General features: G+C 43.7%; 24 protein-coding genes. 18 read left to right on the top strand and 6 right to left on the bottom strand.

Features of this window, described 5'->3' with window-relative positions:
- Positions 1–17 precede the first annotated feature (17 nt).
- Positions 18–437, bottom strand: coding sequence for a GNAT family N-acetyltransferase (locus tag AC0VYE_RS23310; RefSeq protein WP_475443029.1), 420 nt, complete (start codon positions 435–437; stop codon positions 18–20).
- Positions 438–629: 192 nt separating this feature from the next.
- On the opposite strand from AC0VYE_RS23310, the gene AC0VYE_RS23305 reads away from it, so the two are divergent.
- The 5 genes from AC0VYE_RS23305 to AC0VYE_RS23285 all read left to right on the top strand — a co-directional run bounded on the left by AC0VYE_RS23305 (position 630) and on the right by AC0VYE_RS23285 (position 4,066).
- Positions 630–1,133, top strand: a complete 504-nt coding sequence (locus tag AC0VYE_RS23305; protein ID WP_475443028.1) for an ankyrin repeat domain-containing protein — start codon at positions 630–632, stop codon at positions 1,131–1,133.
- Between the two features lie 139 nt (positions 1,134–1,272).
- Positions 1,273–1,905 (top strand): hypothetical protein, encoded by a 633-nt coding sequence (locus tag AC0VYE_RS23300; protein ID WP_475443027.1) that lies wholly within the window; start codon positions 1,273–1,275, stop codon positions 1,903–1,905.
- A 166-nt stretch (positions 1,906–2,071) separates the two neighbouring features.
- Positions 2,072–2,701: a DUF4004 family protein gene (locus AC0VYE_RS23295; protein WP_475443026.1), complete on the top strand. Its 630-nt coding sequence runs from the start codon at positions 2,072–2,074 to the stop codon at positions 2,699–2,701.
- A gap of 14 nt (positions 2,702–2,715) precedes the next feature.
- On the top strand, positions 2,716–3,402 hold the full coding sequence (locus tag AC0VYE_RS23290; protein WP_475443025.1) for a hypothetical protein: 687 nt from the start codon (positions 2,716–2,718) through the stop codon (positions 3,400–3,402).
- Positions 3,395–4,066, top strand: a complete 672-nt coding sequence (locus tag AC0VYE_RS23285; protein WP_475443024.1) for a hypothetical protein — start codon at positions 3,395–3,397, stop codon at positions 4,064–4,066. Before AC0VYE_RS23290 ends, AC0VYE_RS23285 begins: the two co-directional genes overlap by 8 nt.
- A gap of 105 nt (positions 4,067–4,171) precedes the next feature.
- Here AC0VYE_RS23285 and AC0VYE_RS23280 read toward each other — a convergent pair whose 3' ends face one another.
- The 4 genes from AC0VYE_RS23280 to AC0VYE_RS23265 form a co-directional block, all read right to left on the bottom strand.
- A complete protein-coding gene (locus AC0VYE_RS23280) occupies positions 4,172–5,923 on the bottom strand; it encodes a methyl-accepting chemotaxis protein (protein WP_475443023.1) in 1,752 nt (583 codons plus the stop codon).
- 113 nt (positions 5,924–6,036) lie between these two features.
- Positions 6,037–6,243, bottom strand: a complete 207-nt coding sequence (locus AC0VYE_RS23275) for a 4-oxalocrotonate tautomerase (protein ID WP_339203843.1) — start codon at positions 6,241–6,243, stop codon at positions 6,037–6,039.
- 16 nt (positions 6,244–6,259) lie between these two features.
- Entirely contained in the window at positions 6,260–7,399 is a 1,140-nt protein-coding gene (ald, locus tag AC0VYE_RS23270) for an alanine dehydrogenase (RefSeq protein ID WP_475443022.1), read from the bottom strand.
- Positions 7,400–7,519: 120 nt separating this feature from the next.
- On the bottom strand, positions 7,520–8,137 hold the full coding sequence (locus AC0VYE_RS23265) for a TetR/AcrR family transcriptional regulator (protein ID WP_475443021.1): 618 nt from the start codon (positions 8,135–8,137) through the stop codon (positions 7,520–7,522).
- Positions 8,138–8,486: 349 nt separating this feature from the next.
- Between AC0VYE_RS23265 and AC0VYE_RS23260 the strand changes: the two genes are divergently transcribed.
- The 13 genes from AC0VYE_RS23260 to AC0VYE_RS23200 all read left to right on the top strand — a co-directional run bounded on the left by AC0VYE_RS23260 (position 8,487) and on the right by AC0VYE_RS23200 (position 21,138).
- Complete coding sequence (locus AC0VYE_RS23260) at positions 8,487–9,509, top strand: amidohydrolase family protein (protein ID WP_475443020.1); 1,023 nt, start codon at positions 8,487–8,489, stop codon at positions 9,507–9,509.
- Positions 9,484–10,212, top strand: coding sequence for an amino acid ABC transporter ATP-binding protein (locus tag AC0VYE_RS23255; protein WP_441961881.1), 729 nt, complete (start codon positions 9,484–9,486; stop codon positions 10,210–10,212). Before AC0VYE_RS23260 ends, AC0VYE_RS23255 begins: the two co-directional genes overlap by 26 nt.
- A 26-nt stretch (positions 10,213–10,238) precedes the next feature.
- On the top strand, positions 10,239–11,027 hold the full coding sequence (locus tag AC0VYE_RS23250) for a transporter substrate-binding domain-containing protein (RefSeq protein WP_475443019.1): 789 nt from the start codon (positions 10,239–10,241) through the stop codon (positions 11,025–11,027).
- A 75-nt stretch (positions 11,028–11,102) separates the two neighbouring features.
- Positions 11,103–11,756, top strand: a complete 654-nt coding sequence (locus AC0VYE_RS23245; RefSeq protein ID WP_441880947.1) for an amino acid ABC transporter permease — start codon at positions 11,103–11,105, stop codon at positions 11,754–11,756.
- A 14-nt stretch (positions 11,757–11,770) separates the two neighbouring features.
- Positions 11,771–12,424 carry an amino acid ABC transporter permease gene (locus tag AC0VYE_RS23240; protein WP_441961877.1) on the top strand — a complete coding sequence of 218 codons (654 nt, stop codon included), beginning with the start codon at positions 11,771–11,773 and terminating at the stop codon, positions 12,422–12,424.
- Between the two features lie 327 nt (positions 12,425–12,751).
- The gene (locus AC0VYE_RS23235) at positions 12,752–14,866 is read left to right on the top strand and encodes a stalk domain-containing protein (protein WP_475443018.1); all 2,115 of its coding nucleotides are present in this window, start codon (positions 12,752–12,754) and stop codon (positions 14,864–14,866) included.
- 189 nt (positions 14,867–15,055) lie between these two features.
- Positions 15,056–15,601 carry a 3-hydroxyanthranilate 3,4-dioxygenase gene (locus AC0VYE_RS23230; RefSeq protein ID WP_339203835.1) on the top strand — a complete coding sequence of 182 codons (546 nt, stop codon included), beginning with the start codon at positions 15,056–15,058 and terminating at the stop codon, positions 15,599–15,601.
- Between the two features lie 13 nt (positions 15,602–15,614).
- Positions 15,615–16,079, top strand: a complete 465-nt coding sequence (locus AC0VYE_RS23225) for a RidA family protein (RefSeq protein ID WP_475443017.1) — start codon at positions 15,615–15,617, stop codon at positions 16,077–16,079.
- Between the two features lie 11 nt (positions 16,080–16,090).
- Complete coding sequence (locus AC0VYE_RS23220; protein WP_475443016.1) at positions 16,091–17,557, top strand: aldehyde dehydrogenase; 1,467 nt, start codon at positions 16,091–16,093, stop codon at positions 17,555–17,557.
- Between the two features lie 64 nt (positions 17,558–17,621).
- A complete protein-coding gene (locus tag AC0VYE_RS23215) occupies positions 17,622–18,401 on the top strand; it encodes a 2-keto-4-pentenoate hydratase (RefSeq protein ID WP_475443015.1) in 780 nt (259 codons plus the stop codon).
- A 13-nt stretch (positions 18,402–18,414) separates the two neighbouring features.
- Entirely contained in the window at positions 18,415–19,311 is an 897-nt protein-coding gene (locus tag AC0VYE_RS23210) for an acetaldehyde dehydrogenase (acetylating) (protein ID WP_475443014.1), read from the top strand.
- A gap of 3 nt (positions 19,312–19,314) precedes the next feature.
- Positions 19,315–20,346: a 4-hydroxy-2-oxovalerate aldolase gene (dmpG, locus tag AC0VYE_RS23205; RefSeq protein WP_475443012.1), complete on the top strand. Its 1,032-nt coding sequence runs from the start codon at positions 19,315–19,317 to the stop codon at positions 20,344–20,346.
- Positions 20,347–20,349: 3 nt separating this feature from the next.
- Positions 20,350–21,138, top strand: a complete 789-nt coding sequence (locus AC0VYE_RS23200) for a 2-keto-4-pentenoate hydratase (protein ID WP_475443011.1) — start codon at positions 20,350–20,352, stop codon at positions 21,136–21,138.
- A 1,258-nt stretch (positions 21,139–22,396) separates the two neighbouring features.
- Here the strand turns inward: AC0VYE_RS23200 and kynU are convergent.
- Entirely contained in the window at positions 22,397–23,683 is a 1,287-nt protein-coding gene (gene kynU / locus AC0VYE_RS23195) for a kynureninase (protein ID WP_475443010.1), read from the bottom strand.
- Positions 23,684–23,766 lie beyond the last annotated feature (83 nt).

Genomic DNA, 23,766 nt, shown 5'->3' with positions numbered 1-23,766 from the left:
TTAGAAAAGCAAAGCGGTTAAAGGTCTTTTTTTAAATAATAGTGGGTATAACCGCCAGCATTAGGTATCGATCCAAACACCTCGAAACCTTGCTTCTTGTAAAAATCGAGCGCTTGAAAGCTTAATGTATCCAGCTTTATGAATTCACAGTTTTTCGCTTTAGCTATTTTTTCGGCTTCGTCTAAAAGCTGCTTGCCGTAGCCTGATTTGCGAATTTCGTCCGCAATAAATAAATACTCGATCTGCATCCAGTTCCAACATATTTCGCTAAGAAGCCCGCCGAAAATTTGCCCATCTGCATTTTTTAGAAACAAATTCACCTCTTGATAGCGACCTTTAAGGTCATCTGGAAAATGCTTTAAATTAAAAGCAAACATATTGCTGCTAACATACGATTTATCATCGTTATTCCATTCATTTGATATATATAATTCCATACTTCACTCGCCTCTCTAATCCCTGCATTTACATCATGCAAGCAGAAATGCCTATCTATTTTAATCTATCACATTTGTTCGAAGCAGAAGCAGTAAAGAATAGTTTATAAGTGTATTTTATTATATTTGAAATCATCTATTAAAGTTTGGTAATGTTGTAGAATGAAACCAGTTGAAATGGGGTGGAAATAAATGAATGGTCCGCTACTCGAAGATTTATTTCAAGCGATTCAGTCAGGAACTCAGCTAAATAGCCTATTAGAATCGAATCCGAGCCTTGCAAAAACCGAAAATAAGGATGGTCTTACACCACTCGGTTTCGCAGCACATTTTGGCAATAAAGAAGCGGCACAGGTATTGCTTGACTATGGTGCTGACATTAATGCAGTTTCTCATTCCAAAATTTCTTTCATTCCCTCCAATACAGCCTTGCATGCTGCAATAGCAGGCGAAAGAAATATAGATCTCATTAATTTGTTTATGAAACATCATGCCGATACTAATCTTCTGGACAGCAATGGTCATACTTGCTTGCATACTGCAGCTTTTCATGATGATAATATTGAAATCATTCGCGTATTGCTTGAGCATGGAGCAAATATAACCACTGAAGATCGAGAAGGGCATACCGCCTTGTCTCTTGCAGTCAAGCAAGGAAACCATAATGTGGCTGAGTTTCTTCGTGGGCAATTATGAGTATGGAAAATACTTGCATATAAACAAAGTAAGCAGTTGTGGTAATCTATAATCAATGAGCAGAAAGCTTGCTGATTGATAGGCTAGTGATAAAAACGAGATTTACAAGATGATGCTGTTATAGGAGACGAGTAGAACTATGACAATAAACAATGAGACAACAAATGAGGAAGTAAACAGTAAGGATTCGGCGATGACCGAGGAGAAATGGGCGGAGCTTATTAAGGCTGTTCACCATAATGGCATCGTAGCTTTAAAAATGCAATTTAACGATGTTGAAGGACAAGTGTTGAACCACGAAGCTTATGGCCCAGTTTTTGTATTTCATGTGAAGGATGAGTCGGACAGCGTATATTCCTGCGGATTTTTCCTGCATGAGTTGGTCAACAGATTCCAATCAGGCAATGATCCTGCGGTGTGGATGGCTTCTTTCTTCGTCGATCTTATGGAGATCGAGGGTGGGAAACCTCTCTCACAAGCAGCTGCAAGCGAAGAGGAGGCTAAAGCGGTAATCGACAAAATCCTCGTTCCGCAATGTATAACAGCTGTGACGGAAGAGTTTGCTCCGGAACAGGTACATGCGGGTCTAGCTTGGAACGAAGAACACGGTCCAGTCTTTGAAGCGGGATTTCCAACGATTAAAGACGGAAACAACGTTTGCGCTATTCCGTTACATCTATTGTTGACACATTTGCAGTTGAACCGGGATCCTGCGGAGCTGCTGATTCAAGGCATGTATAACATCCAAAATGAACATGGCATAAATTCCTAAAATTTTTTCATTAAAAAGGCAGCTTCTGATTCGTAATGGAATCGGGAGCTGCCTTTTTCTTTTATATAAATGAAGAATAGCAAACCAGCCTAACCATTCTTTATTGCGATATTCTCATTTACAACGTAACAGTGTTATGTTACGATCATTTCGAGAGGTGATTATAGTGGATAAGGATTTAATTTCGAAAAAGGAGCTGCTGGATTTAACCGGCATTTCGTATGGGCAATTATATCGTTGGAAACGAAAGAAGCTTATTCCTGAGGAATGGTTTATTCGAAAATCAACGTTTACAGGACAAGAAACCTTTTTTCCAAAACAGACGATATTAGCGCGCATCCATAACATCATTAATATGAAGGATGATCTTTCGTTAGATGATCTAGCGGGTAAGTTATCTGATACGTCCGCTATTAACGATATGACACTGACTGCTGCAGAAGTCGGAGAACGTAACATTGTTTCGTCTATGACCCTAAGCAGGTTCGGAGCGTTATCTGGAATTGGTGGACAATATTCTTTTGACGAGCTTGTGCATTTATTTGCAGTTGACTATCTGCTTGGCCTCGGAGAGCTGAGCTTAGAGGAAGCAGAACTGTTGTTTCAAACCTTGAACGAGAAGGTCAGGAAGTTCGAGGGGAAGAGCTGGGATCTATTTTTTATTCGAAAAATGGGGATGACTTCCTTTATCATGGCGCACTCCCCAACTGAATTAGTGTTTGACGAAGGCGTCCGACTTGTTGCCAAGCTAAGCTTAGGTGATTTGATTGAACAATTAAAAGGGAAGCTTTCTTAATGGAGGGAAGAGCGATGACGGAATATCAGCTGTCAGATTTAAAGATTAGCGGAGTTAGCGGTGCTGCAGGTGGAAATTACGATAACGTATCTATAGATGGTGTTGGCAAAGTAAGCGGGCCTATTGTTGCGCGTAGATTTAAGGGAAATGGACATATACGAATGAAGGCGCATCTTACGGCAGATGAGCTTGAAGTTAATGGTACGATGGATGTAAAAGGCAATATGAAATTTGGGAATTTGAAGGCGGATGGTTTGCTTACTATCGCGGGCGGAGTTAGCGGCGAAAGCTGTGAGTTAAATGGCATGATGAGCATAAAAGGTGATTGTGAGCTAGAGCATTTTACAGGTAAGGGCGGCTTCACGGTTGGCGGATTGCTTAGTGCGGGCCAGCTGGAATTTCAACTGCAAGGCCAAGGAAAAGCGAATGAGATTGGCGTGGAAAACCTGGTCATCAGGCAGGCAGACGTGGGAATGTGGAATAAATTATTCAGTGGAATTATTCCGAAGCTAAAGCCTGAGCTGCGTGTTGGGGTCATTGAAGGCGACAATATTGATATTGAATTTACAACTGCAGATATCGTTAGGGGTAATGTTGTCATCATTGGTCAGGGCTGCTCGATAGGACGAGTAGAATATCGCTCGAAGCTGTCCGTACATCCCGGCGCTGCAATTATGAAGGAGGAGAAGGTTAGTGACTGAGCCTATACGGAATCCATTGAAAGTATTAGGTGAAACAACGTCAGCGGGCGGGTTTTATCAAAATGTGAATATAACAGGCGAATGTAAATTTAACGGCGATGTGGATTGTGAGAAGCTCAGACTGACGGGAGAAGTCAAGATCGCTGGAAATTTAATTGCGAAAGATATGAAGATAACGGGCGTATGTGCCGTTGACGGCAGCTTAAACGGGCTTAGCTTGCAAGGACGAGGTGAGATGAAGTCAAAAGGAAGAGTTAGAGTAGACAAAATTAAATTAACAGGTCAATTGGATGCAGCAGGTGATTGTGAAGCGGAAGAGCTGCACATAAGTGGCGCAGTAAATATTGATGGATTATTAAGCTCAGATCAGCTGGCTATTAGTATGTTCGGACCTAGCTTTGCCAAAGAGGTCGGAGGCAGCAAAATCAAAATTAAAAGAAGCAAAGTGGGAACATTGCTGAGGCTGATGAAATCGATGGACGGGGTCATATTCAATGCCGGGTTGATCGAGGGCGATAACATCGAGCTTCATTATACGAAGGCTGGTATCGTTAGAGGAGAGAATGTAATTATAGGTATAGACTGCGAAATTGAGACGGTGGAATACCGCGATGAACTGAAAATTCATAAGAGTGCAGTCGTGAAAAACAAGGTAAAACTATGATTTTTTTATACGCACTGAACAAAATAAGCTTTCCCCATTTTGGGGGGAGAAAATGAATGCGCCGGCAGAGTGTATGGTTTATATCTGCCGACGCATTTTTTTATTTTATAGTTTGAATTTGCTAATTAATGTTTGCAGCTGCTTGGACATTTCATTAAGTGATACAGCGGAAGCGCTAATTTCCTTCGTAGAATCGAGCTGTGCATCCGATGCATTAGCGACGTCAATAGCAGCCTTTGAAGAGCTTTCAGCTATAGTTGAGAGCTCTTGAACAGAGGATGCGACTTCTTCAGAGCCCGCTGACATTTGCTCAGATATGGCTGAAACCTCTTGAATCAGCTGAGCAACATTGTGCGTGGCCGCATATATGGTTTGAAATTTGTCTCCCGTCTCCTCCGCGATTAACATGCCTTGTGTTACTTCCTTCGTTCCTTCATCCATAGCATGTACCGCCTGCGTTATTTCTCGTTGAATCTCAAGTATTAATACGCCAATTTGAGTGGCAGCCTGATGGGATTGATCAGCAAGCTTCCTAACTTCGCTTGCGACAACTGCAAATCCTTTCCCCTGTTCGCCGGCTCTGGCTGCTTCAATGGCGGCATTCAGTGCCAATAAGTTGGTCTGTGATGCAATTCCAGCAATGACCTCGACAATTTGCACAATTTCGTTAGAGCGATCGCTTAGCGAGTTGATGGAAGCGGACGAGTGTTGAACGGATTGATGAATGCCATCCATCTGATGGATAACTTTTGTAATATAGAGATTGCCTTGTGAGGCTTCCTCAGACATATCCTCAGAGGCAACCGCCATACTAGCTGCGGATTCGGCTACACGCTGTATGCCTGCTGCCATTTCCTCCATTGCACGAGAGCTTTCGAAGGCTACCTGTTCCTGCGTTTCTGCGCCAGCAGCAACCTGGCGAATGCGGTGTGAAACCTCACTAAGCGACTTCGAATTTTGCTCTGCATTCGTTGCTAGTTCATTCGCTTGAATCGTTGCTTGATGGGCATTTTGCTGCACACCACTAATCATGTCTCGTAAGCTTAATATCATTTCATTGAAACGGGCATTCAATAAGCCTAATTCATCCAGACGATTTGTAGGCAGGCTCACATCAAGCTGACCCTCGCTAACTTTACGAAAAGCACCGTTCAACTCTTTAATAGGTGAAAGCAATTTGCGCAGTACAACAATTTGGATAAACAAAATGACGAGAAGCGCTGCTATCAGAACGGATACCGTCCATAGGAGCAGCTCTTTTTTTCCTTCGGAGACGATATCCGCATGAAGATCAATCGCAAATGCTGCAATGACATTGTTCTGCTCATCCATGATGGGATGAACGACGGTTATCCATTGTCCATAACTGTTGGTGTAAATGTCTGTTGTTGCTGCTTTTTTGCTTTCGAGCAGCTTTTTCATGACCTTCAGCATAACGGGGGATTGCTCATAAGCGGTGCCCGGCGTGTAGCCGGAGTCAATAAAGTCTTGCGGGACGGCTAGCAGGATCGGCGTTTTTCCTTGTGCGATATCAACAGAGTATAGATAGGATTGGGATACACTGTTGTTCGTTTTTTGAAAATGAGCTATTTTCCCAATAAGTTTTTTGTGGAGCGGACTGTTTACGTCATGATTTTGGAAAGCTTCTTTAACTTCGGTTAATTCGAATTCACTTGCAGCAAGCGCTGCAAAACCTTCTGCCTGTTGATTTAAAGTTTTGACTAAAACTCGTTCTTGGATAAAATAGCTGGCTGTAATGAGGATAAGCGCAATCAAGACGATGTTCAAACCGGAGAGAAGCAGGTTTTTTCCAAAAAAAGATAGTTTCATTTGTTTAGAATTGCTGATTTGTTTCATCGTTAGATAAACCCCTTTTCTAAGCCACAGTTATCAAAACAAATAGCCACCATCATTGGCGGTACCGATCTCACCGTCCAATAAAGTGGCTGAATTTATGCGGGTGGAAGTCACTACGTATGTTTAGGCGGAGCGATAATTTCTGCTGCTGGAACACCGGCAATTCCCCAATGGGTGGAGGGGATTTCTGTAACTAAAACGCGAATTCGCTCCTTTGGAGAGTTCAATTCTGCTGCAATGGTTTCTGTTACGCTGGCAATAAGAGACTTTATTTGTTCGGTTGATCTTCCTTCCATCATCTGAATCGTTACGATTGGCATATCTAATGATTCTCCCTTACACGGCAACTTGCTTAGAAGGGGTATTCAAATAGTCGGAGATGTCAATGTAATCGTATCCGTGTGCATCGGCAACCGCTTTATAGGTTACATTGCCCTCAGCAATATTAATTCCTCTAGCTATGGCTTTGTTGTCTAGAGCAGCCTGCTTATAGCCTTTGTTGGCAATTTGTACGCCATAAGGAATCGTTACATTAGTTAAAGCAATCGTCGAAGTTCGAGCGACGGCACCAGGCATGTTCGCAACGGAATAGTGGATGACACCATGTTTTTCATAGGTAGGATTGCTGTGAGTAGTAATACGATCCACCGTTTCAATAGAACCGCCTTGATCGATGGCAACGTCGACGATGACAGACCCCGGCTGCATCGTTTTAACCATTTCCTCCGTAACCAAGCGAGGAGCCCTAGCTCCTGGAATAAGAACAGCACCGATTAAAAGATCAGCCTTTTTCACCGCTTCTGCGATGTTATAGCTATTGGACATTAGCGTTCGAATACGCCCGCCAAACATATCGTCAAGCTGCCGAAGCCGATCTGGACTTACATCGAGTACGGTAACAGAAGCACCGAATCCGACAGCGATCTTAATCGCATTTGTACCAACGATTCCGCCGCCGATAATGACTACCTCACCAGGTGCTACCCCAGGCACGCCGCCTAATAAAACACCTTTTCCGCCATGCGGCTTCTCAAGGAATTGGGCACCGATCTGGATCGACATCCGTCCGGCAACTTCACTCATCGGCATGAGCAGCGGCAAAGCCCCATTATCGAATTGAATTGTTTCATAGGCGATGGCAACGACCTTGCGATCGACCAAAGCTTTCGTTAACTCTGCTTCTGGAGCAAGGTGAAGATAGGTATATAATAATAAGCCTTCACGAAAATAAACGTATTCTTCTGCAAGCGGCTCTTTCACTTTAATAACCATTTCTGCAGACCAGACTTCCTGAGCAGTGGACACAATTTTAGCTCCTGCGGCTAAGTAGTCATCATCCGAGAATCCGCTGCCTGCTCCTGCTTGCGCTTCTATCCAAACCTCATGACCATTGTTCAAGAAGGCCGTTACTCCGGCTGGTGCAATTCCGACACGGTTTTCATTGTTTTTGATTTCTTTTGGAACCCCGATAATCATCTGCTTTTCCATCCCTTCAACCAATTTTGTGCAAACAAGTTGACGCAGCATCAATATAAAATAAATATGACAAAGTGTCAATATTATTGTGCGAGAATGCCAAAAAGGCATACCGAGCCCTTATAAGTAAAGAGCGTCGGTATACATAGTTGTGATGGTATTCGCAATTTCTTCGAGAGAATATTGGTGTCTGTTATGAACAATATCCCATTGATACATTTCATTCGAATAGAACCATTGGCATGCAACGAGCTCTGCTTTTAAGTCTGTTCGAGCTAAACCATGCTTCTGAGAGTAGGTGATGTCAGTCGTTATACTTTGAATAAGCTTGTGTCGTATTTCTTCCCATTTTGTATTTACCGCGGATGAGAGTCCCATAGCTTCAGCAAATACTTTCATCATGTCTCGTTCTGATTCGGCTATTTGGAAGAAGGTGAGTACTTGACTCATAATGACCTTTTTAGCCTCTTCTTTGGATGTCGGTTGGAAGGAGATATTCGCGATATCAAAAAACTGCTGCATGACGTCTTCCATCAATACGATTAGAAAATCATCTTTTCCGGTAAAATGGGTATAGGCTGTACCATAACCGGTTTTTGCCAATTTAATAATTTGATTTATTGTACTGTTCTGGAAGCCTTCTTTTAAATAAACGGTTCTGGCTGCTTTTAAAAGCTTTTGCCTCGTTTGCTGCGATCTAAGGTGTCGACCGTCGATATCTTTTATTTCGTTTTCCATATAGGATCTCAACCTTTCAAGAGAATATTGGCTGTAGAGTACTATACATTCTAGTCGAATGACATCCCTATTGTAAATATAAAAAAGAATGGCGGTTCATCGGGTATCATTCAAAATCAAATTTGTATAATTCTTATTGACATGATGTCATAATCATCATAATATGATAGATATCCAAGCTGAAAGTTTACAAAGGATGCACAATTTGTAAGCGGTTTATTTAAATAGTATACCTCATTTGGGATTCGATGGTGTTTTTTTTCAAAAAAACTGACATCTCGTCATCTTTATTCCCAGCTCATGCTTTTCTACTTAGAATGATATCCCTTTTATAAGGAGGTTTCAAATCTTGCGAATCGATACGCATACGCATATTATACCTGAGCAGCTTCCCGATTTTTATCAGAAATACGGGGGAGATCGATGGCCGATATTAAATCGAACATGTACTTGCGGTGCTACGATTATGGTAGCCGGCAAATCATTTCGTGAAGTAACGGATCAAGTATGGAGCCCCAAAAAAAGAATAGAGGATATGGATAGGGAAAACGTTGATATGCAGGTTTTGTCCCCAATTCCGGTTACCTTTTCTTATTGGGCACCATTAGATGAAGCAATAGAGATGTCACGCATTCAGAATGACTTTATAGCTGAAACGGTCGCGCAGCATAGAAACCGTTTTGCCGGTCTCGGTACCGTCCCGATGCAGGACGCTGATGCCGCTATACGTGAAATGGATCGCTGCATGCATGAGCTTCATTTAAATGGAATTGAAATCGGCTCCAACATAAATGGTAAAAATTTAGACGATCCTTCCTTTATTGCATTTTTCCAAATGGCTGAAGAATGGAAGGTCCCCTTGTTCATTCATCCATGGGAGACACTCGGAAAAGATAGAACGCCAAGGCATAATTTCATGTATACGATAGGCATGCCAAGTGAAACGGCTCTAGCAGCAGCTACTTTTGTTTGGAGCGGCCTGATGGAGAGATTCCCAGATTTGCAGGTTTGTTTTGCTCACGGCGGAGGATCGTTTCCCTATATTCTGCCAAGGCTTGATCAAGGGTGGAACGTTTGGCCTCAGCTTCGTTTAACAACGTATCCGCCCAGCTATTATGCCAAAAAAATGTTTTATGATTCTTTAGTATTCGATCCTCTTAACCTCAAATTCATGATAGATAGATTTGGTCATGAACAAATTATGATGGGCTCTGATTACCCCTTTTTGCTAAGGGAAGTTCCTCCAGGGCAGGTCATCGAACAAAGCCTCAACTTAACCGAAGAAGAAAAGACCGCTTTATTTGGCGGAAATGCTGCAAAATTCTTTCGTATCGGAGGTTCACCGCGTGATTCAATTTCGCAAAATAAATAAACATTATGGCTCGAACCACGTCCTGAAAGATATTGATCTAAACATCAAAGAAGGAGAAGTGGTTGTCATCATTGGTCCATCAGGATCTGGCAAAAGCACGCTTCTGCGCTGCATTAACCGATTGGAGAATGTTACTTCTGGAGAACTTGTTGTGAACGGCCATAAAGTGAATGACAAGCACACGAATATTAATGTCATGCGGCAAGAGATTGGAATGGTGTTTCAGCATTTTAATCTATATCCACATAAATCAGTGATCGAGAACATTACGCTTGCTCCTATCAAAGTACGAGGCATGCCAAAGAATGAGGCTGAGAAGCTGGCTATGTATTACCTTGATAAGGTTGGGATAACGGAGAAAGCAAATGTTTTCCCCTCCAAACTATCAGGTGGTCAGCAGCAAAGGGTGGCTATTGCAAGGGGACTCGCAATGAAGCCGAAAGTCATGCTTTTTGACGAACCAACCTCTGCATTAGATCCTGAAATGGTTGGTGAAGTTTTAGACGTCATGAAAGCGCTAACACGTGAAGGCATGACTATGGTTGTGGTTACGCATGAAATGGGCTTCGCACGTGAAGTAGCCGATCGCGTTATATTCATGGATCAAGGTCAGATCGTTGAAGAAGGAAAACCTGAACATTTCTTTTCCAGTCCAAGTGAAGACAGAACGAGATTGTTTCTTAGTCGAATTCTGGTTCATTAATAAAAGGGAATAAGGGGGATTTACGTATGAAGAAATGGCAGAAGAATCTAAGTATAACGGTTGCATCGGTGTTGCTTGCTGTTAGTCTGGCTGGGTGTGGAGGTAAAGCAGAACCGGCATCAGGCAAGGATCAGAAAAAAATTGCCGTCGGAATTGGCGCAGATGCTTTTCCATTTGGTTATGTTGACACGGGAGATAACAAAACCAAAGGTTTTGACCTCGATATTGCAGCAGCTATCGTAAAAGACATCACGGGCTCAGAAGATAATATTGAATATGTTGAAGTGAATGGTAAAACAAGAATACCGATGCTGAAAAATGGCGACATTGATCTGATTGTTCGCACGATGACAATTACAGAAGAGAGAAAGCAGGAAGTGGATTTCTCTGATCCGTATTTCAGCGCAGGGCAATCATTGCTCGTGCCTGAGAATTCAACGATTACAAGCATTGCAGATTTAAAAGGCAAGAAGGTTATCGCTGTTAAAGGAACGAGAGACGGCAAAGTAATTGAAGAGAAATCACCGGAAGCAGTCGTATCTGAATATGAGAACCTTGGCGAAGCGTTTACGGCGCTTAGCACGGGCAAAGGCGATGTGCTAACGACTGACAATGCTATTTTAATGGGACTTGCCTTGGAAAACCCGGGATATAAACTAGTTGGCGGTGTTATTGAAGATCAGCCATGGGGAATCGCAGTTAGAAAAGGCGATAAAGAAATGCTGGATAAGGTTAATGCTTCGCTTAAAAAATTAAAAGAAACCGGTGAGTACGACAAAATATATGAAAAATGGTTAAAACAAAAACCAGAATAATGGCAGGAGGGGACGAATGCGTTCATTCGTCCCTTTATCTCCTTAGACATCTAGAAGCGGAGAGGACTGAGTTAGATGTTGGATTTTTCAATTTTACTTGAATACAGGGAACAATTTTGGGCTGGTTTTCTAACAACGCTTCAGGTCAGTCTGCTCGCGCTGCTATTAAGTTTAGTGATTGGAACGATCGTTGCCGTCATGAAGATTTCTCCCGTGAAGCCCGTTAAAGGCTTGGCAACGATGTATATTGAATTTATTCAAAATACGCCCTTGCTCATTCAAATCTTTTTCTTCTATTTTGGTTTACCGGCGGTAGGGATCCAATTAAATGCCTTTGTAAGCGGAACGCTTGGATTAGCCGTATATTCGGGTGCCTATATTGCAGAAGCAATTAGGGCAGGAATTCAAGCAGTACCTCATGGGCAGGTTGAGGCGGGGCGGGCATCAGGACTTACTTACATTCAAACGATGCGACATATTATTTTGCCGCAGGCGATTAAAGTTGTTATCCCGCCTCTTGGCAATCAATTTCTAAATTTGGTGATGGGATCTGCTATTTTGGGGTCGATATCTGGCAAGGATCTTATGTACTACGGGGACATTATTTCATCGGATACGTTTATTGTATTTGATGTATACATTTTTGTAGCTATTTTCTACTTAATATTGACGCTTCCGCTCAGTCTCTTTATCGGCTATCTAGAACGGAAATTATCGGCGAGCGATTAGAAAGGAGAGCTGTCATGGATTTCATAGGTGCTTACTCAGCGAATAATCTTCTTTACTTACTTAAAGGATTTTTAGTAACGATTGAAGTATCAGCTCTCTCTATTGTATTAGCCTTCGTATTTGGTACGATCATGGGTATTATTAGATATGCCAAAATTCCTATTATTGCGAGAATCATTGCTCTCTATGTAGGTTTAATTCGCAACATTCCGCTTCTGCTCGTCTTTTTCTTTATCTTTTTTGCACTGCCGGAAATTGGCTTAAAGCTGGACGTGTTTACCGCATCAGTTGCGGGCTTGACGATTTATGCGTCAGCTATGTTATGTGAAATTGTCCGCAGCGGTTTAAATTCCATTTCTAAGGGACAGGTGGAGGCTGCAAGAGCTTCCGGCTTAACCTATGTCCAAACGATATGGCATATTATTCTCCCGCAAGCGCTAAAACGGATGATTCCGCCTATCGTCAGCGAGTGTACTTCTATTCTCAAAGGTTCATCGCTTGCTATCGTAATTACACTCCCAGAAATGATGCGAAGTGCACAAATTATTTATAACTATAATGTTAAGTTTGTTATTCCAATTTTAATGCTAGTCGCTATTCTTTACTTCATCGTAAATTATACGCTTTCTTTACTTGCACGCAGATTGGAAAGACGTTTAACGATTTAATGTTGTGTGATCGATAGGGGTATGATGACTGAAAATGAGTCTTGGCGAATGGTAATTTCGACAGACTCTTATTTGTCGTTGCAGCCTTTTTTCAGAATAAAAGAATGACAAAAAAATGAAATTAATCATATTGACACCGTGTCATGTTCAATATATTGTTAGGTTGAATCTGGAATTACATCTGATGTTTTTGAAGGAGGCTGTTAAAGGGGCTGAATACGTTCGAGCTAAGAACAGCATGAATGTTTTGTCAGGGTTGCTCGATCAGATCAATTGCAAGCGTTTCCAAAAGGTAATGAATATTTTATTCCTGGAGGTTTTGAACTGATGAAAAAAGCGGTCAGGCAGCGAATTTTTAGTAGTGTTCTCCTCGTAACTGTTGTTAGTACGCTCATCTTTCCGTCTTTACCTATCTTTGCATCCTCAGATACAACTGCCGTGAAGGCAGAATCCAATTCAGGCACCTATGTTGCGGAGCGCACAGGCGTCAACGTGAATGCACCTGATGCCGGGCAACCGTATCCAGTAGACGAAACGCATAAGCGATTGCCGGGTGAGCCTGCCGAACCAGCAGAAGGCAGCTGGGGTTACAATGTAGAGACTGGCGTGTTTACTCATCCGACGGTCATGCCGGAAAATGAAGGACCACAGCCGTTCAACGGCAGCTTGCCTTATCTAGACTTGAATCAATATATTAAAAACATGAAGGTTGAAGCCTTTTATCCATTCGTAGCGGGGTACGGACACAGCTGGCAAACATCCTTTGATTTGGATGGACGTCGCTATTTGTATGACTATGAGACCAATCAATACAATTTGTTTGATATAACGGACCCGCTAAAGGCCGAACTTATTACGACAAAATGGATCGATAAACAAGCGGGTGAACATCAATTTGGCCCATTTAACGTGAAGTACAACGAGGAATTAGATAAAAATTTAGCTGTTCAGTGCTATGAGGTTCCGCGCTACGGCAAAATAACGAATAAGTACACGAATCCAGACGAAGTAAAGGCAATTCGCGACTTTGAAATGCTGCGCGGCTTCCGAATTTATGAGGTGAACGGCCCGAACTGGACGGATTGGAAAATTCTTTCCGAGACGCCGCTTGATTCAAGTACTTACTCCAAAGATAAGCCGCAGCAAGGATCTGGCTGCCAAGACATCCCAGTCTATTCCGGCGATAAATATTTATTTGTTGCAGGTGCTCCAGACGACAGCTACGCGAACACAGAATATAAAACCTATCTTTATTCAGGTGCACAGCTTGTCTATGACATCTCTGACCCAACAAAACCAAAGCAGCTATCGATTTGGTCAGTACCTGGACAACGCACCGGCGAAGAAGCACAATATAATCTAAATCCGCGAGCAGGTAATAAAACAAGCTGGATGGGATCGCGAATGCCGTTGTTTATTCCCAAAACAGTAGAAGAAGGCGGAAAATACGGTTATGCAGCGATGGGGGGATTAGGCTTCTACATTGTAGATATTTCTGATCCGAACAATATGAAGACGGTATCGCATCTTGAAATGCCGATGAGCTTTGCAGGAACTGAGGGCGATAATATCGACGTCAGTAAAGTAGAGACGACAGGCATGGTTTATTACAGCGGTTATCCTCTCAGCGAGGATTGCCACGAGCCGTATAAAGAAATTTATGCGATTGATGTTAAAGATCCGCTTAATCCGAAAATAGCAACGATTATGCCTCGTCCAACACCGCCGGCAGATGCGCCGTTTACGGACTATTGCCAGCGTCGAGGCAGCTTCGGACCGAAGCGTACCGGCTATGCTGAAATTCAGCCAGGTACACCAAGCCAACAATATATGCCTTATGCATTCTACAATGCAGGCATTCAAATGTTTGATCTTAAAGATCCGTTAAAACCAACGATTGCAGCTTATTTTGTACCGAAAATGTCAGGCGAATTGACTGACGATGAAGGTAAAAAATATATGAGCGATCAATCTGATCCTGTGCATGGCACCTTTGTAGAATGGGATCGCCATTTAATTTGGGTGTTCTCTGGCCATGGGATGTATGTCCTTTCTTCGCCGCTTCTTGGTGATCCTGTTAGCGGACTGCCTAAGGCGAGTCTGCAGCTTAACGGTGAGGCGGCACTTCCTTTGGCGGCACAGCCGTTTAGCAAAGATGGTGCAACGCTCGTTCCATTGCGTACTATTTTTGAGAAATTAGGTTATGAAGTGAAATGGAATGGTGCTTCCAAGACGGTAACGGGGACAAAAGACGGCGTTACCATTCAACTGCAGATTGGGCAGAAGGAAGCAACGGTGAATGGAGTGAAGAAACCGATGGCTGCTTCTTCAGTCATGGTAGGCGGTACAACGTATATTCCGATCTCCTTTATTGAACTAGCAACCGGAAGTAAAGCCGTTTGGAATCAGGATGATAAGGCGATTGTTGTTACTAATATTTAAGTGGATTTAATAGGGAAAAGACCGCAGTAGTGCCGAATGGCGACGCGGTCTTTTCCCTTTTTTAATGCGCTTTCAAATAAAACTGACATATCGTCAATATTAATATTGACATGATGTCGACATTATCTTATAGTGAAAACAAGATCAGCTTTTATCCAAAAAATATCGATTTGAAGGTGAGGGTTTATTATGGCAACTGCTAAATCATTAACCGCTTTTAATCTTTTGAAATGGATTGAAGATAACAAGGAGCAGCTCAAACCACCCGTTAATAACAAGGTAATATGGGAAGATTCTGAGTTTATTGCCATGGTGCTTGGCGGACCGAACAGACGCAGAGACTTTCACATTGATCCGTCTGATGAGTTCTTCTATCAAGTAAAGGGCTCTTGTTATGTGGAATGTATTACCGAGGCTGGCGAGCGTAAGGTTGTTGCCGTTAATGAAGGCGAAGTATTCATGCTGCCGGCAATGGTACCGCATTCACCGCATCGTGTGGCTGACACTTTTGGCATCGTTATTGAGCGTAAACGCGACAAAGGGGAGCTAGAGGATTTTGTATGGTTTTGCGAGAGCTGCAACCACGAGATGCACCGTGTAACCGTACAGTTAACCGATATTGAAACACAAGTAAAAGGAGCGATCCACAGCTTCAATTCAAATATAGAAGTGCGTACTTGCAAATCATGCGGACATGTAATGTCTGAAGAAGTTAAGGAATGGAAACCAGAATAAGAAGGTGACTTAGGTGGAAAATCAAGCGCTGGCAACACCGGAAGAAAACTTGCAAAAGCTTGGCATCACGCTTGGCTCCTCACGTCCGCTGGTAGGAAATTATGTAACCTGCGTTAGGGCGGGGACCCTGCTCTTCACAGCAGGTCAGGGAGTAGATGAGTATCATGGAAAACTGGGCAGGGATTTAACCGTCGAGGAAGGTTATCTGGCTGCACGGCAATCGATGATTAATTTATTAAAAGTCGTGAAGCAGGAGCTCGGCGAGCTTAGCAAAGTGAAACGTGTGGTCAAAATCTTAGGTTTCGTAAATAGCACAGAAGATTTCACACAGCAGCCGAAAGTAATGAATGGCGCATCTGACTTGCTGGTTGATGTTTTCGGAGATAAGGGCAAGCATGGAAGATCCGCGGTTGGAATGGCGCAGCTGCCAAACAATACAGCCATTGAAATTGAAATGACTCTCGAAATTGAAGAGTAGGAGGGCTGTAGATGAATCATGACATTATAGCAAATCCTGCTGTAAAAGATGCGAAGCTATTTATCGGCGGCGCATTCGTAGATTCCATTTCGAGTGCTACATTCGATACGATTAATCCGGCAACGAATATGAAGCTGGCCTCAGTGGCAATGGCGAATGAAGCAGATACGATCAGGGCGATCGAGGTAGCGCAGAGAACGTTCGAAAGCGGCATTTGGAGCCATATGACAGTAGAGAAAAGAGCCGAAATTTTATGCCGCATGTCCGATTTGATTATGCAAAGGCATCAAGAAATTGCGGTACTAGAAACACTTGATGTCGGCAAACCGATTAAAGAAAGCCGTGGCTTTGATATACCGAGAGCGGCATCGAATATGCGATTTTTTGCCGAAATGGCACTCTATCATCATGCTGAAAATTTTGAAAAGCAAGGCATGATGTCCTATACCAAATATGCACCAGCGGGCGTAACCAGCATCATTATTCCTTGGAACTTGCCCTTCATGCAAATGACCTGGAAGGTATCGGCAGCACTTGCAGCTGGCAATACAGTTGTTGTTAAACCAGCTTCGAACACACCGCTCAGTGCTTTTGTTCTTGGGGAAATTGCAAATGAAGCTGGGCTTCCTCCGGGCGTATTGAACATTATTGCCGGATCAGGCAGCACGGTTGGCACAATTATGGCTTCCCATCCTTATGTTCGCCGAATTTCATTCGTCGGCGAGTCGGGTACAGGTAAGACGGTCATGCGAAATGCAGCAGAATCATTGATTCCAGTTTCTCTCGAGCTGGGCGGCAAATCAGCTAATATCGTTTTTGAAGATGCTGATTTGGATGAAGTTGTGAAAGGCTCAATCGATGCCATCTACCGTAACCAAGGACAAATCTGTCTTGCTGGTTCACGTATGTTGCTTCATGAAAGCGTATACGATACGTTTTTAGAAAAATTTATTGCAGCTGTTAATCAAATAAAAGTAGGTATGCCGCTTGACGAAGAGACGGATATGGGGGCACTCGTATCCAAATCACATCTCGAAGAGGTTCACAGCTATGTGGAGATAGGACTCGCTGAGGGTGCGAAGCTCGGCTGCGGAGGCGCACGCGTCGAAGGGCTTGGAAATGGCAACTTCTATAAGCCAACTGTGCTTTATGATGTAGACAACAAGATGCGAGTTGCGCAGGAGGAGATTTTTGGACCGGTTCTTGTGGTCATTCCATTCAAAACAGAAGAAGATGCGATTCGAATAGCAAACGACTCGATTTATGGACTAGCTGGCGTCGTTTGGACGAATGACCTGCGCCGCGCACATCGTGTGGCCGCTTCTGTAAACTCAGGATTGTTTTGGATTAATTGCTGGTATTTCCGCGATCTGCGCACCCCATTTGGAGGCTCGAAAGCAAGTGGAATCGGCCGTGAAGGCGGTCGTCATAGCTTTGATTTCTATACAGAAGCCAAATCGATCACGATGAAGCTATAAGGAAGATGGTGACGATATCGTCACCATCCGCTTTATTTTTAGGAGGAAAGAGAGGACATTTAATATGAACCCAATCATCAATACGCTAGCAAGTGAACTATTGGAAGCGGAAGCGACAAAAGTGGCTATCGCACCTTTTACAGAACGTTACTCGGAAATAACTGTAACCGATGCCTATCACGTACAATTGCAGGTCGTCAAGCAAAAGCTGGAGGCAGGTCGTCACATTATAGGCAAGAAAGTTGGACTAACAAGCAAAGCAATGCAAACGATGCTGAAAGTCAATGAGCCGGATTATGGACATTTGCTTGATGATATGGAAGTGCAAGATCAAAGCATCGTAAAAGCAAATGAAATGATCGCGCCGCGCATTGAAGCGGAAATCGGCTTCATCCTTGATCGGGATCTGAAGGGGCCGGATGTAACGTTCCTCGATGTGCTCCTAGCTACAAAATATATTGTGCCTACATTAGAAATTATTGATAGCCGAATTGCAGACTGGAAAATCAAGCTGATCGATACGGTAGCTGACAACGGTTCATCGGCAAAAGTTGTAATCGGGAAGAAAAAAACGTCTATCGACAATATAGATTTACGCGATCTTGGAATGATTTTATTTAAAAATGGCGAGCAAGTCGCAACGGGAGCGGGAGCGGCAGCACTCGGACATCCAGCCCATGCGATAGCATGGCTTGCGAACAAGCTTAGTGAATTTGATATTTCATTGAAGGCTGGAGAAATTATTTTGCCGGGTGCTTTGTCAGGAGCGGTTCAGGTTAAGGCCGGAGACCACATCAAAGCACGATTTGGTTCTATCGGGTCAGTATCCGTAGCATTCGAGTAGGAGGACAAACCATATGGGGAAATTGAAAGCAGCTATTATAGGATCTGGCAACATCGGTACGGATTTAATGTACAAGCTGGAAAGAAGCGATTGGCTTACACTTACAGCGGTAATCGGCATCGATCCGAATTCGGAAGGACTTGAGCGGGCCAAAGGACGCGGATATGCGACTTTTTCGAATGGCATTCAGGGGCTTATCGACAATCCTGAGCTTGCGGACATTATTTTTGATGCTACTTCCGCCAAAGCTCATGTTAAACATAATGAAGTGCTGCAAAAGATGGGCAAAATGGTCATTGATTTAACACCGGCAGCAGTTGGGCCATTCCTATCCCCTGTCGTAAACATGGGCAATCATCTGCAAGCGACGAACGTCAATATGATCACATGCGGGGGGCAAGCAACGATCCCAATCATTCATGCTATAAATGAAGCGGCGGACGTCGTTTATGCTGAGATTGTAGCGACAATCGCAAGCAAAAGCGCGGGACCAGGCACGCGGGCTAACATCGATGAGTTTACGATTACAACACGCCGCGGCATAGAAGAGGTGGGCGGTGCAGATCGTGGAAAAGCGCTAATCGTTTTAAATCCAGCAGATCCACCGTTTATGATGCGAGACACCGTCTATTGCGAAGTGAAAAATATGGATGAGGCTGTTATAAGCAAAGCGATTTATGACATGGTTGAACGCGTAAAAGAATACGTGCCAGGCTATCGCTTGAAGCAGGAGCCTATTTTTGATGGAAATCGAGTATCGGTGCTTCTCGAGGTAGAGGGAGCAGGAGATTACTTCGCGCCATACGCAGGCAATCTTGATATTATGACGGCTGCCTCTGTCCGAGTAGCTGAAGATTATGCAAAAAACCGCCTATCAAACCAGTCTAGCGAAACGAATAGCGAGGTGTAAAGGGTGAACCGAAAAAGTAATCAGCCGGTCCAAATTACGGAAGTGTCCTTGCGGGATGGCAGCCATGCGGTTGCACACCAATTTACAGAAGAACAGGTACGGAGCGTTGTTCGTGCGCTTGATGATGCGGGCATGCACAATATTGAAGTCAGCCATGGCGATGGTTTAGGCGGGTCAACTTTGCAGTATGGCCGTTCGCTCGTTGATGAAATGAAGCTGATTGAAGCAGCCGTAGATGAAAGCAAACAAGCGAAGATCGCCGTTTTACTGCTGCCAGGCATAGGGACGGTTCATGAGTTGAAGCAAGCAAGAGCTCTAGGGGCAAGCCTAGTACGAGTAGCAACTCATGTAACGGAAGCAGATGTGTCAGCCCAGCATCTTTATATGGCTAGAGAGCTCGGCATGGAAGCGATTGGTTTCCTGATGATGTCGCATTCCGCTCCCGTAGAGAAACTGGTGGAACAAGCCAAATTGATGGAAAGCTATGGCGCTGAGGCTGTGTATGTGACGGATTCAGCTGGAGCGCTGCTGCCGCATCAGGTTTGTGAGCGAATTGAAGCGTTAAAACAAGCCTTGTCGATTGAAATTGGTTTCCATGCGCACAATAATCTGTCTTTAGCAGTTGCAAATACACTTGTGGCTATCGAAGAAGGGGCAACTCGAATTGATGGCAGCGTGCGATGCTTGGGAGCAGGAGCGGGCAATACTCAAACAGAGGTTTTAATTGCTGTGTTAGATCGATTAGGTCTGAATATCGGGATCGATTTGTATAAAATGATGGATTTGGCTGAGCACATCGTCGGTCCACTTCTTCAGCGTCCGCAAGAAATCGTCACGGGCAGTCTCGTGATGGGTTATGCGGGTGTATACTCCAGCTTCCTGCTGCATGCGGATCGCGCAAGCAAAAAATTTGGCATTGACTCGCGGGACATTCTAATAGAGCTTGGCCAAAGGGGCATTATCGGCGGACAAGAAGACATGATTGTTGATGTTGCCGCAGAACTGGCGGACAGAAATAAGAACGGGGTGAAGTAAACGATGGAGATCACACGAGAAATGGAACAAGAAATCGTTACGTATTTGTACGATGCCGAGAAAGAGTGCAGAGAAGTAATTAAAATTACAGATCAATATCCAGACTTAACGATAGAGAAGGCTTACGATGTGCAAAAGCAGCTGTTGCAGCGCAAGATTCAAGCTGGCACGCGCTCGATTGGCTATAAGCTGGGGCTGACTAGCAAAGCAAAGCAGGAAATGATGGGTGTCTATGAAGCGATTTACGGTGAACTGACTAGCGATATGCTAGTTTTGGAATGGGAATCTATCGATTTCAAACAGTTGATTCATCCGAAGGCAGAGCCGGAAATTGCTTTCTTTATAGGCGAGGATTTGCAAGGAACGAATATAACCGGTGAAGATGTGCTGCGTGCAACGCAGTATGTTGCTGCAGCGATTGAAGTAATAGACAGCAGGTATTTGGATTTCAAGTTTACGCTTGCGGATGTTGTAGCGGACAATTGCTCATCGGCTAAATTTATAATTGGCAGCAAAATGGTTCCCGTGCGAGAGTTGAATTTGCCTGAAATCGGCGTTGTGCTCTCGAAAAACAATCAAGTGATGGCTACTGGCGCCGGTGCCGCGGTGCTGGGCGACCCCGCTGTGTCGGTCGCATGGGCTGTTAATAAGTTAGGCGAGCGCGGCTTAGGGCTGCGCAAAGGCGATATCGTGCTGAGCGGAGCGATTACGGAAGCGATTGCTTTTCAGCCGGGAGATACAATTCAAGCACAATTTGCTCATCTGGGAAGCGTATCTTTAAGCTGCGTATAAGCATGGCTTGGAAATGAAAATGACATTCAAACTGATAACAGTTTGGGTGTCATTTTTGGTTTGTTTTGGTTGAGGGGATGCTCACATTACATTTTCAGTCTTAACGAACTCAGTAGACGCTATTGGGCAGGAAAATGTGTTTTTTGTTCGCTAACGAACTCCAGTGGTGTTAATGCGCAAAAGGATGCCCAACTGCGAGGTAACTTAGGTAAATAGGAAGTGTGGGGTTCGTTAGAAAATAAAACAAGCCTAATTTGATCAAATAGCGCCTGTGGAGTTAGTTAGAATGTGTCGAGGTAGGGGATGAGCTGTGAGCGTAGTCTACCAATTCCTAACGAACTCAGTAGACGTTATTGGGCAGAAAATTGTGTTTTCTGAACGCTAACGAACTCCAGTGGCGTTATTGCTCAAAATGATGTCCAAATGCGAGGTAACTTAGGTAAATAGGGAGTGTGGGGTTTGTTAGAAAATAAAACAAGCCTAATTTGATCAAATAGCGCCTTAGGAGTTCGTTAGAATGTGTCGAGGTAGGAGCTAGGCTGCGAAATTAGTCTACCAATTCCTAACGAACTCAGTAGACGCTATTGGGTAGAAAATTGTGTTTTGTGGATGTTAACGAACTCCAGAGGCGTTATTGCTCAAAATGATGTCCAAATGCGAGGTAACTTAGGTAAATAGGGAGTGTGGGGTTCGTTAGAAAATAAAACAAGCCTAATTTGATCCAATAGCGCTTGTGGAGTTCGTTAGGATGTGTCGAGGTAGGAGCTAGGTTGCGAGATCAGTCTAGCAATTCCTAACGAACCCAGTAGACGCTATTGGGCAGGAAATTGTGTTTTTTGTACGCTAACGAACTCCAGAGGCGTTATTGCTCAAAAGTATGTCCAAATGCGAGGTAACTTAGGTAAATAGGGAGTGTGGGGTTCGTTAGAAAATAAAACAAGCCTGATTTGATCAAATAGCGCGTGTGGAGTTCGTTAGAATGTGTCGAGGTAGGGGATGAGTTGTGAGCGTAGTCTAGCAATTCCTAACGAACTCAGTAGATGCTATTTGGCAGGAAATGTGGAGTTCATTACAACCTGTAGGAGGAGGGATGGGGGAGTAGGCTGACCAGTTGCGTTTTTATAGGGATATTGAAACTCCTTCAAAACTATTAATAAACTCCGTAAAATTGTCTACCGTCTTTCTTCAAAAGCCCCCGTTCCACTATTTGCGGAGAGGGGGCTGCGTAATATTTGTTAACGGCTAGTCAACTAGTCAATTAAGCAACAACGCCGCGTTTGGCATCAAATGCTTCGTACTGCTTCTCTACAATGATGTTCTTGAGAATTTGTACGGTTTGCCAAACGTCTGCATAGGTCGTGTAGAGAGCAACTGGTGCAAGACGTACGACGTTCGGAGAACGGTAGTCGGGGATGACATGATTTTGCTTCAGAGCTTTGCATATTCGAATCGCCTCATCGTGCTCCAAGCTGATATGGCCGCCGCGGCGGTCATCCTCTTGTGGATTTGCAAGCACATAACCAAGACCCGGCAGCTCATGATTAATTAACTCAACCATGTAGCGTGATATATGCAGTGACTTCTCGCGAATTTGTTCGATCGAAGTCATTTCAAAAATTTCCAATGCTCCAATGAGCGGTGCGATGCTGAATATATGCGGCGTTCCGATTTGATAAGCGCCTGCAGTGTGCTCGACTGTTAAATTGTGCTCCATATCGAATTGCTTGCTTTTATTAGAGCTGTACCAACCCGTTAAACCAGGAACACGGCCAAAATGCTTCTTGTTCACATAAAGAGAGGCAACGCTGCCCGGTCCGCCATTCAAATATTTATAATTGCACCACAGCGCAAAATCCACGTTCCAATCACTGAAATAATGAGGAATAGAGCCTACCGAATGACAGCCATCAAACCCAATTATAATACCACGAGCATGTGCTTCTGCTGTTAGACGTTTAATATCTAGCAATTGTCCGCTTCTATATAGAACGGTAGGGAGCAGAATGACAGAGATCTCCTCGGACATTGCTGCGATAATATCATTTTCTTCAATCATCCGGCCATCACGACTGGCTACACGAATCAGATGTGTCTCGGGATCATACCCTTTTAGGCGAAGCTGGCTTTGAAGAGCATAAATGTCGGTCGGAAAATCGAGATCAGTTGCCATTATTTTCGTGCGATTGCCTGATGGTTGATAAAAGGTTGACACAAGCTGATGAATATTCGTCGATGTAGAACCTGTAATAATTACTTCCTCCGCATCTGCCCCGACAAGAGCAGCCATCTGCTTGGAAAGGGATTCAGGTAAGAAAAACCATGGGCGCTCGCCCTGGGTCCAACCATCGATCGTTTGTGTTTTCCATGACTCAAGCATCTCAAGCATCGTTCGTTCAGCGCGTTTGGAAATGAGGCCTAGCGAATTTCCGTCTAAATAAATCATGCCATCAGGAACATAAAACTCTTCGCGCAAATGTGCCAGCTTATCCATATGATCTAATTGTTTGGCGTACTCTAACGAATAATCCTGCGTAATCGCTTTCAATTATGTCACCTCTTCTTGAGTAAATTCTACTATTGTTTAGATAACTATATTATAATTATGACATGGTGTCAATATTATTCAAA

Source organism: Pristimantibacillus sp. Z349TD_6 (assembly GCF_056173205.1).
The sequence above is the reverse complement of the archived record's forward strand: the minus strand, read 5'-3'. Positions and strand labels throughout refer to the sequence as shown.